General features: G+C 63.2%; 8 protein-coding genes. 6 read left to right on the plus strand and 2 right to left on the minus strand.

The annotated features are described in order from the left end of the window. Positions 1–168: 168 nt before the first annotated feature. Both ABJF10_RS25310 and thrC read left to right on the plus strand, forming a co-directional pair. Positions 169–1,464 carry a homoserine dehydrogenase gene (locus ABJF10_RS25310; protein WP_348547407.1) on the plus strand — a complete coding sequence of 432 codons (1,296 nt, stop codon included), beginning with the start codon at positions 169–171 and terminating at the stop codon, positions 1,462–1,464. Beyond that, a complete protein-coding gene (gene thrC / locus ABJF10_RS25315; RefSeq protein ID WP_348547408.1) occupies positions 1,461–2,552 on the plus strand; it encodes a threonine synthase in 1,092 nt (363 codons plus the stop codon). The genes ABJF10_RS25310 and thrC overlap by 4 nt, the downstream gene beginning before the upstream one ends. A gap of 173 nt (positions 2,553–2,725) precedes the next feature. Here the strand turns inward: thrC and ABJF10_RS25320 are convergent, their stop codons facing one another. Both ABJF10_RS25320 and ABJF10_RS25325 read right to left on the minus strand, forming a co-directional pair. After that, the gene (locus ABJF10_RS25320; RefSeq protein WP_348547409.1) at positions 2,726–3,256 is read right to left on the minus strand and encodes a CbrC family protein; all 531 of its coding nucleotides are present in this window, start codon (positions 3,254–3,256) and stop codon (positions 2,726–2,728) included. An 81-nt stretch (positions 3,257–3,337) separates the two neighbouring features. Next, a complete protein-coding gene (locus ABJF10_RS25325; RefSeq protein WP_348547410.1) occupies positions 3,338–4,786 on the minus strand; it encodes a PLP-dependent aminotransferase family protein in 1,449 nt (482 codons plus the stop codon). A gap of 143 nt (positions 4,787–4,929) precedes the next feature. On the opposite strand from ABJF10_RS25325, the gene ABJF10_RS25330 reads away from it, so the two are divergent. The 4 genes from ABJF10_RS25330 to ABJF10_RS25345 all read left to right on the plus strand — a co-directional run. Continuing rightward, on the plus strand, positions 4,930–5,274 hold the full coding sequence (locus ABJF10_RS25330) for a hypothetical protein (protein WP_348547411.1): 345 nt from the start codon (positions 4,930–4,932) through the stop codon (positions 5,272–5,274). A gap of 209 nt (positions 5,275–5,483) precedes the next feature. Next, on the plus strand, positions 5,484–6,479 hold the full coding sequence (locus ABJF10_RS25335; RefSeq protein ID WP_348547412.1) for a dienelactone hydrolase: 996 nt from the start codon (positions 5,484–5,486) through the stop codon (positions 6,477–6,479). Between the two features lie 756 nt (positions 6,480–7,235). Continuing rightward, positions 7,236–9,008 (plus strand): tetratricopeptide repeat protein, encoded by a 1,773-nt coding sequence (locus ABJF10_RS25340; protein ID WP_348547413.1) that lies wholly within the window; start codon positions 7,236–7,238, stop codon positions 9,006–9,008. A 54-nt stretch (positions 9,009–9,062) separates the two neighbouring features. Continuing rightward, on the plus strand, positions 9,063–9,847 hold a 785-nt coding region (locus tag ABJF10_RS25345), incomplete at its 3' end, for an aspartate kinase (RefSeq protein ID WP_348547414.1).

A 9,847-nucleotide genomic window follows, 5' to 3' on the forward strand; every position in this document is an offset into this window, starting at 1 on the left:
TAAGTTTTTGGAAACCGCCGAGGCGCCGAGGCGCAGAGGAAAATGCAGTCTGCTCAGTGAGAAGCCTCTCTTTCTTCTCCGCGCCTCTGCGTCTCCGCGGTTCCATTTCTTCTTCGCCTTCCGACTTTACACCGATTCCCCGCGCGGCGATATTCCGCGCCCTTTCGCATGCAGCACTTCGCCATTGGACTCGCTGGTATGGGCAATGTCGGCGCAGGTGTCTTCAAACACCTGACGCAGAATCGCGCCCTGCTCCGGGAACGGCTCGGTTTCGAGCTCGACGTCAAAAAAATCGCCCTGCGCGATCCCAAGAAGGATCGCGGCGTCGCCGTGCCCCCGGAACTCATCACCACCCAGTGGCAGGATTTGCTCGACGATCCGTCGATCCAGATCGTGGTCGAGCTCATGGGGCAGAAGGAAGAAAGCCTGCGCTTCATGCTCGGCGCCATCGAGCGCGGCAAGATCGTGGTCACCGGCAACAAGGCGCTCCTCGCCGAGCACGGCCGCGAGATTTTCGAGGCCGCGACGAAGCATAAGGTGCCGGTTTTTTTTGAGGCGGCGGTCGCTGGTGGCATCCCGATCATCAAGTCGATCCGCGAGGCTTTCATCGGCAATCACATCCAGTCGATTCACGGGATCATCAACGGGACGAGCAACTACATTCTCACGCGCATGGTCGAGAGCGGGCTCGGTTTCGCCGAGGCGCTCGTCGAGGCACAGGAGGCCGGTTACGCCGAGGCCGACCCGACGCTCGACGTCGACGGCTGGGACGCCGCGCACAAGGCCGTCATCCTCGCCTCGCTCGCTTACGGTTTCTGGGTGCCGACCGACAAGATCTTCGTTGAGGGCGTCGAGCAAATTACCGCCAACGACATCTGCTTCGCCAAAAAGCTCGGCTACTCCATCAAGCTGCTCGGCATCATCAAGGCCGACGCGAAGGGCGAGATCGAGGTGCGCGTGCATCCCACGCTCATCCCGGAGAAGCACGTGCTCGCCAGCGTCAACGGCGTCTTCAACGCCCTGGCCGTCCACGGTGATATCGTCGGCGACACGCTCTTCTACGGCCGCGGCGCCGGGCAGGATCCCACTTCCAGTTCCGTCATCGCCGACCTCGCCGAAGCCGCCGCCGCCCTGCAAGCGCCGCGCAGCAACTACGGCTTCATGCCGCACGGCCTCTACGGCACTTGCACGCCGATCGATGACATCGTCTCCGAATACTACCTGCGCCTCACCGTCGAAGACCGCCCCGGCGTCATCGCCCAGGTCGCCGGCATTCTCGGCAGCTTGAACATCGGCATCTCCTCCATCTTCCAGCCCGAGGGCGACGAGGGCGCCGCCGTCCCGCTCATCCTCGTCCTGCACAAGGCCACCCACGGCCAGATGAACACCGCGCTCGAGAAGATCGGCGCGCTGGAGTGCGTAAAGAAAACCCCGCGCATGATCCGCGTGGAAAATTTTGCATGATCGCCCGCACGCTCCATGACCGCGGCGTGATGGCCCGGTGGCGCGAGTATCTCCCCGTCACCGACGCCACGCCGTTCATCTCCCTCAACGAAGGCAGCACCCCGCTGATCCATTCGCCGAAGCTCAGTGCCCGCGTCGGCCGCGGCAGCGAAGTCTTCATCAAGTACGAGGGCCTCAATCCCACCGGCTCCTTCAAGGACCGCGGCATGACCATGGCCCTCTCGAAAGCCGTGGAAGACGGCGCCAAGGCCGTCATCTGCGCCAGCACCGGCAACACCAGCGCCGCCGCCGCCGCCTACGCCGCCCGCGCCAGCATCGCCTGCATCGTCCTCCTCCCCGCGGGCAAGATCGCCTTCGGCAAGCTCGCCCAGGCCTTCATGTACGGCGCCAAGGTCGTGGCCATCGACGGCAATTTCGACGACGCCCTCAACCTCGTCCGCGAGATCGGCGAGACCGAGCCCATCGCCATCGTCAATTCCATCAATCCCTACCGCCTCCAGGGCCAGAAGACCGCGTCCTTCGAGATCATCGACGTCCTCGGCGACGCGCCCGACATCCACATCCTGCCCGTCGGCAACGCCGGCAACATCAGCGCCTATTGGATGGGCTACACGGAATTCCACCAGCTCGGCAAGGCCACCAAGCGCCCCCGCATGTGCGGCTTCCAGGCCGCTGGCAGCGCCCCCATTTTCTACAACAAGATCATCGAGAAACCCGAGACCATCGCCACCGCCATCCGCATCGGCAACCCCGCGAGCTGGAAGCTGGCCAGCGCCGCCGTCACCGACAGCGGAGGGTGCATCGACATCGTCACCGACGCCGAGATCCTCGCCGCCCAGCAATGGCTGGCCTCGCACGAAGGCATCTTCGTCGAGCCCGCCAGCGCCGCCAGCATCGCCGGCCTCTTCAAGAGCCTCGAAAACCCGATCCCGACCTGCCCGATCCCGCACATCCCCGAGGGCGCGCGCATCGTCTGCACCGTCACCGGCCACGGCCTCAAGGACCCCGACATCGCCCGCGAACAATGCGGCAGCGTCATCCCCGCCAAGGCGGAAAAGAGCGAGATCCTGCGGTTGATCGCGGGGTAAGTGTCCGCAGGCAGAGACTATCGTTCCTTTGGCACTCGCGGTGGAAAACGCCAAAGGCGTTTCATCATCCAGCCCAGGGTTGCGAGGCACGAGCTACCTTGGGTGTTCTAAAAAAAGCGGCCCAACCCTGAAAGGGTTGAAGCAGTCGACTCTCGAACTCCGGCCGTCATTCATCAGTCAAAATCGAGACCATACTTGGGTTGTCGGCAATGACGGCAAATGAAGTGATAAACCGATGGGCTTCCTTTGGGTTGGTAGAACCCGAGAAATTTGACCCATTGCTCACGTGTCCAACGTAATCGAGTGAGAAGTTGTTCGAGTGGAGGCCCTGTGAGTGCTGCCAGATGTGCCCGGCTCGGATCGCCGTGAAATTCACAAGCATCGCCGCAGCAGCACAGCCACTCATCCTGCTGCCATGACGTAAAACCGGGCGTGCGGCGAGTGACCTCTTCAACCACTGCTTCGGGAACACCCGCTTGGACGAGGGGATGGTCGTCGGAAAATAACGCGTCGAATCGCTCAGCCGCAGAGCCGTCGGCAATACACCAAGGGCACAGTGCGTTGTTTACTTCTTCAGGGCAATAAGTGTGGCTCGTGTAGATATAGTCACGCGCCTGTCCGCAACAAATACAGTCGGCATTGGAAGGCTTGATGCTGCCGGTGGCGAGCGGGTCGGGATGGTAACGGAATACCGGTAAGCTCATGGAGTGCGGGAAGTGACCGCTCTATTAATCGTGTAATGAGACGGATGGAATCCGGATTTTCGCCCAGTCGCCCGTCGACCGTCACCCTTTCCGCCGCAAAAGATCCTTCGCCAGCTTGCCCAGCGTCATCACCGCGCCTTCGATCTTCGCGTCGATGCGATAGCCGCAATTGATCCGCATGAAATTGGCAAACTCGCCGCGCGGCGAAAACAGCGGACCGGGCGCGATGCTGATGCCTACCCGCTGCGCGCTCCGCGAAAGCTGCACCGCATCGAGTTGCGGGGGCAATTCACACCACAGCACGAAACCTCCCCGCGGCCGCGACAGGGCGATGCCTTCCGGCAGTGCGTGGGCCAGCAGTTCGCGCATATGATTGACCTGCTGCCGGTAAATGCCGCGCACCTTGCGCAGGTAACGTTCGTAGCCGCCTTCGCGGAGATACGCCGCGAGGGCAAAGGAAGGCAGGCCCACATTCGCCAGCGTCGTCGTTTGCTTGAGGCGCATCACACGGTCCTTCCAGCGCGCCCCCGGCGCGATGTAACCGAGCCGCAGCCCCGGCGCCAGTGTCTTGGAAAACGAGCTGCACAGGATCACGTTGTCATCGAAAGCGCGCAGGCAGCGTGGGCGCGGGCCGGTGTGCTGCAGGTCGCCGTAGATGTCGTCCTCGATCAAGGGAATGGAGTGCCGCGCCAGCAGGGTGCAGAGCCGGCGCTTGTCTTCGTCCGACATGCAGGAGCCGACGGGGTTATGAAAACTGGCGATGAACGCGCAAGCCGCCACGCGCGTCTTGCGCAGCGCCTGTTCGAGCACGTCGAGATTCACACCGCGCTCGGCATCCACCGGAATGGGCAGCGCCTTCAGCCCGAGTTCCTGCAACAAAGCGGCCAGGCCAAAATAGGTGGGCGATTCGACCGCCACGGTATCCCCCGGCTGGCACACGGCGTGCAGCGCCAGCGACAGCGCTTCCGTGCAGCCATTGGTGAGGATGAAATCCTCCGGGTTGAGCGCGCATCCCCAGTCGAGCGAGCGCCGCGCCAGTTCGCCGCGCAGCGCCGCACAACCCGGCGGCACGTCGTAGGTGGAACACTGCACGCTGTGGCGCCGCGCCGCCGCGCTCAACTCGCGGGCCATCCGGGCTTGCGGCAGGATTTTCGGATCGGGCAGCGCCACCCCCAGCGGAATCAAGTCCGGCGCGTTCTGCGAGGCGAGAATGGCCTGCAGCGGATCGAGCTTCGAGTAGTCTGTGACGCGCGGCAAAGGCGAGCCGGAGCTCGGCGGGCGCACCGCATCCGCCCGGCTGGCCCGCACGTAAAACCCCGATTTCGGCCGCGCTTCCAGCAGCCCGCGATCTTCCAGCATCGCATAAGCCTGCAGCGCGGTCGGCACGCTCACCCGCCGCTGCCGGCTGAACTGCCGCAGCGACGGCATGCGATCGCCCGGCCGCAGCGAACGGTGCTGGATCATTTCTTCAAGGGTATCCGCGAGCTGCTGATACAGGGGATCGGCCACCGAGTTTCCGAGGGCGTTCATGAGAGCAGCATACGCCGGAAATCACATTTGCACAGATACAGATGAGCGGCGTTTCGAGCTGTACAGTTGGCAACTGTACAAGCCCGCTATCTCCTTGGCTGCATCTGTCGCAACGCATCGACCGGGCGCAAACTATGCCTGTTATGAAAACCCTGCCCGCTCCTGGATCATCCCTCCGTCGTCCCCTCGACTCCATGGCTGCTCGCGTCGCGCACCCTCTCCCGGCCTTCGGCTCGGGAATCTCGGCGGCCGCAAACGTGACCAATGCGCGCCCCATGTCGCTCCAGCTCGCGCGAGGCGAAGTGTACCGCGTCGACCGGAGCGACGGAGTCCGCGAGATCCAGGTGCTCGACGGTGTCCTCTGGCTCACCGCCACCCCTGCGGATGGCGATCTGCTCTTGCGCGCTGCCGACCGATTCTCGCCGGCAGCGTCCTGGCCCATCGTGTTCGAAGCACTGAAGGACGCCTCCGTGCGGCTCCTGCGGTAGCAGCTTTCTCCTCGGGAGTCATCCTGAGCGAAGTCGAAGGACCCCGTCGAATAACCAGCGATGATCTTTGGTAGAGCGACGGGGTTCTTCGACTGCGTCACACTCCGCTCAGAATGACACCATGAAGCGAGCGGTAATTATTTTACAATCTCTGAGAGTGATTCGAGGGCTGTAACCAACAGCCCAGTCATGCCGTCTCCCTGAAACGCATGAAAGCCGCATCCATTTTCCATCGGAGTCTCTGCATCCTCACCTTCGCCTGTGCGGCCATGGCGGCGAAAGCGGCGAGTTATGATCCGCTGGCCGTGCTGGCCAAGCCCGCGGCTGCACCCCTCGATCTCACCGTCCACGATGCCGCGCGCAACCGGGACATTCCGATCCGTGTCTACCTGCCTGCGGCATCCGCACCCGCGCCGGTGGTAATCTTCAGTCACGGCCTCGGCGGCTCGCGCGAAAACAACCCGTACCTTGGCGAGCACTGGGCGGGGCGTGGGTATGTGGGCGTCTTCCTCCAGCATGCGGGCAGCGACAATGCGGTGTGGCAGGACGTCGCCGCTGCGGAGCGCATGGCCGCGCTGAAAAAGGCCGCGTCCGCACAAAATCTCGTCTTGCGCGTGCAGGATGTGCCGGTGGTGCTCGACCAACTCGCCCTCTGGAACAAGGAATCCGGGCATCCGCTGGCGGGACGCCTCGACTTGAGCCACATCGGCATGTCCGGCCATTCCTTTGGCGCGCAGACCACGCAGGGTGTAAGTGGGCAGACTTTTCCCGGCGAGATCGGGAAGCGCTTCACCGATCCGCGCATCCGCGCGGCGGTCATGTTCAGCCCAAATGCGCCCACGATCGGCGATGCCCAAACCGCTTTCGGCGCCGTGACGATCCCCTGGATGCTCATGACCGGCACGAAGGACGTGGCCTTCGTCGGCACGGCGACGGTGGAGTCGCGCGAGGCCGTCTTCCCGGCCCTGCCGCCGGGCGACAAGTACGAGGTCGTGCTCGACAAGGCCGAACACTCCGCCTTTTCCGACCGCGCCCTCCCCGGTGATCGCGAGCCCCGCAACCCGAATCACCACCGCGCCATCCTCGCCCTCAGCACGGCCTTTTGGGACGCCTACCTGAAGGACGACAAGGCCGCGAAAGCCTGGCTGAACGGCGACGCCCCGCGCGGCGTCCTGGAGCAAGCCGACCGTTGGCAAAAGAAGTAGTGCCGCTTATTCCAAGGGGGAGGGGTTCACTTGACAGCAGGCCCACAGGGTGCCAGACTGTAGTTGCGGGTGGAGGAGAGGTGGGAGGTTAGTTGGGGCTGGCTTGGGAGAGGAGAGACAAATTGCATCACACAATGCTTCACAACGTGGAACGACCATTCTTGGGAATTTCTCACTGCCGGCCTGTCCGGCAGCAGCGTCGCCATGTCTTGGCGTGCCAGGACGGCGTCTCCCCTCCAAGCAGAGTAAATCGCACCCAATCGCACCTAATCGTGCCGGATTTTTTAATTCTTCCAACCCACGCAGCAGGCCATGGGCGCCAGGGATGCCAGGCAATCGGTGCTCATCCCCAGTCCTTGGCGTCCCTGGCGTGCTTGGCGCGGATCCCAACCGGCATTTCACTTGAACCAGTTTTTCCATCTGAGTAAATCGCACCCAATCGAGCGGATCGAAACGTCACATGCAGCGTGCTCACAAGGGGTGGCGACGCTCACCGACAGTCGCAGTCAATCGTGCCGGATCGTGTCTAATCGTGCCTGCAATTTTTTCATGCCGGACCTTTGGTCGAACCGGGCTCCAACCTCCCCATTTAAGGTGCCTTAAGCCCACTTAAGGTGATTTAAGGTGCGAGATTTTTTTCTGACACTCCAACCTTAGGGGAAAACCAGAAACCTGAAACGTAACCTCCCCTCAGGTTGACACCATCCGCCCGGCCCGCGATGCTGCGCCCCCCTTTTACCTATCGTGAATCCCATCATGACCGACGCCCCTTATCGCTGGATTGAATCGACCTCCTGGGAACTGGAGTTCTTCGGTTTGCCCAATCGCATCCCCTGGCCGGCCGGTATCGACCCGGCGCTGGCCAATAGTGACCCCTTCGAGATGAACCACCTGCTCGACGCCATCGAGGCGATGGGCGCGGACGCCCCGGAGCCGTGGAGCAAATTTCTCAAGGCCTCGGAGCATCTCGATGATTTTGGCGAAGCCGTGCAGAACTCCGAGATCGTGCGCGCCTATGAGTTGCTCGAGCAATTCGACGAGCAGTTTCCGGACACGGCGTTCGCGCTTTATCACCGCGGCTCGCTGGCGCGGCTGGAAGGCGACGACGAGGGTGCGGTGGAACTTTTCGAGCAGGCGGCGGAGAAGTCGCCGCGCGGCGTGGCGATCTGGAACAGCATCGGCGTGGTGGAAGCCACGCGGGGCGAGCGCGAGAAGGCCGTCGCCGCTTTCAAGAATGCACTGGCCGTCTCCCCGCAGGACCGCACGGCGCTGGATGGTCTCGTGCAAATGCGCGAGCTCGTGAAGCTGCTGCGCAAGGCCGATGACCCGGAGTCCGCCTTCTACATGGATCTGCCGACCTTCAACCAGATGGCCATGCGGCAGGTGCAGTCGTTGATCAACGATCCCGATCAACTCCTGAACTACGGCGAGCAACTGCTCCGCGAAGGATTCGCCCCCGAGGCCGGCCTCGCCGCGCTCCAGCGCGCGCAGACCTTGAAGCCGGACGACGCCCGCGCCGTGATCGCGCTGACCATGGCCTATCGAACGCAGAACAAGTTGGAGGAGGCGCGCGCGACTATCGAGCCATTCACCGTGCAGCAACCCGAGGATCCGCGCGGCTTCTTCTATCTCGCGCAAGTGTGCAACGCGCTGGGCGATTCCGCGACCGAGGCCAAGGCGCTGGACCGGGTGCTGGAGATCGACCCCAATGCGCAGGCGCCGCTGGGCATTCGCTTCGGCCTGAATGCCGAGGAGCACGACCCGGCCAAGGAAGCGGCCCTCGCGCGCTTCGGCGAGGAGCGCAAATCGTGGATGGCCTATATCTTGGCCAGCAATGTCGCCCGCAAGCGCGCGGACGTGAAGCCCGCGGTGAAGTGGGCCGAGAAGGCCTACGAGCTGGCGCCGGAAGTCGAGGACGTGCTGTTGCACTTCACGGCGGCACTCGGTGAGGCGCGCGATTTTCAAAAGCTGGTCAGCGTCATCAAGCCGATCGTGGACAGCGGCAAATTCACCAAGCGGCTCAACTGGAATTACGCGCAGGTCTTGCAGCAGACCGGCCTCACGGAAGATGCGATCCGCGTCCTGCGCGACGCGGTCACGGGCGAAGTGCCCGCGGATTTCAAGGCCGCCGTGGTCCAGACGATCGAGGCATGGTCGGGTGAACTCACCGGCTGCGGCGTGCAACTCGAAGTGCACCAGGCCGGTTTCCTGCAACGGCCGGTCCTGCTCACCATCGACGGCGAAGAAGGCGGCATCGTGCTCCCCGCGGGCGCGAAAGTGCCGGCCACGGCGTCGTTCCCCTGGAAGGCCGCCGGCGCCGAGACGCGCGTCTCGCTCCAGCAGGGCGAGAGCGGCGGCAGCCTCGACGCCCAGCCGCTGGGGGCCTTTATCGTGCGCGGGATCGAGCCCGGTTCACCCATTGAATGCCACGTCGTGGCGCAGGCGGATGGCGCGTTTCTTTTCCGCGCCGTGCAGGACGATCGCAAGCTCAAGGTCGGCTGGGCTCCGCTGGGCATCGAAAAGCGCTAAACCTCGGCGATTGACAACCCACTTTCAGACCGCCAATTTCCCAGCCCTTTTCCGATGAGTCTCATCGTCCAGAAATACGGCGGCACGTCCGTCGGCAATCCCGAACGCATCCTCAATGTCGCCAAGCGCGTCATCGCCACGCAGGAGGCGGGGCATGATGTTGTCGTCGTCGTCTCCGCGATGAGCGGCGTGACCGATGGGCTGATCAAGCTGGCCAAGCAAGTTTCTGGCAACCCGACGGAACGCGAGATGGATGTGCTCCTTTCCACGGGCGAGCAGACGACGATCGCGCTCACCGCGATGGCCATCAACAGCCTCGGCAAAAAGGGCGTGTCGCTCACCGGCGCGCAAGCGGGCATCATCACCGATGGCGTGCACACCAAGGCGAAGATCGCCAACATCACGCCGAAGCAAATCCACGCGCACCTCAAGAACGGCAACATCGTCATCGTCGCCGGCTTCCAGGGCGAGACGACCGATGGCCGCATCACCACGCTCGGGCGCGGCGGCAGCGATCTCACCGCCATCGCCATCGCCGCGGCGATCAAGGCGGACATCTGCCAGATCTACACCGACGTGGATGGCGTCTATACCTGCGACCCGCGCATCGTGCCCAGCGCGCGCAAGCTCGATGAGATCAGCTACGAGGAGATGCTCGAGATGGCGTCCAGCGGCTCGAAGGTCATGCAGTCGCGCTCGGTGGAATTCGCGAAAAAATTTGGCGTCATCTTCGAGGTGCGCAGCAGCTTTAACAACAATCCGGGAACCATCGTCAAAGAGGAGTCCAAGAATATGGAAAACGTCGTCGTCCGTGGCGTCTCAATCGAAAAAAACCAGGC

Origin of the sequence: Chthoniobacter sp., assembly GCF_040003245.1 — a bacterium.
Classification (GTDB): domain Bacteria; phylum Verrucomicrobiota; class Verrucomicrobiia; order Chthoniobacterales; family Chthoniobacteraceae; genus Chthoniobacter.

What these genes read in the sequence shown, in the direction of transcription:
- ABJF10_RS25310 (WP_348547407.1), top strand. Translation starts at nt 169, where the DNA reads ATGCAGCACTTCGCCATTGGACTCGCTGGTATGGGCAATGTCGGCGCA.
- ABJF10_RS25320 (WP_348547409.1), bottom strand. Translation starts at nt 3,256, where the DNA reads ATGAGCTTACCGGTATTCCGTTACCATCCCGACCCGCTCGCCACCGGC.
- ABJF10_RS25330 (WP_348547411.1), top strand. Translation starts at nt 4,930, where the DNA reads ATGAAAACCCTGCCCGCTCCTGGATCATCCCTCCGTCGTCCCCTCGAC.
- thrC (WP_348547408.1), top strand. Translation starts at nt 1,461, where the DNA reads ATGATCGCCCGCACGCTCCATGACCGCGGCGTGATGGCCCGGTGGCGC.
- ABJF10_RS25335 (WP_348547412.1), top strand. Translation starts at nt 5,484, where the DNA reads ATGAAAGCCGCATCCATTTTCCATCGGAGTCTCTGCATCCTCACCTTC.
- ABJF10_RS25340 (WP_348547413.1), top strand. Translation starts at nt 7,236, where the DNA reads ATGACCGACGCCCCTTATCGCTGGATTGAATCGACCTCCTGGGAACTG.
- ABJF10_RS25325 (WP_348547410.1), bottom strand. Translation starts at nt 4,786, where the DNA reads ATGAACGCCCTCGGAAACTCGGTGGCCGATCCCCTGTATCAGCAGCTC.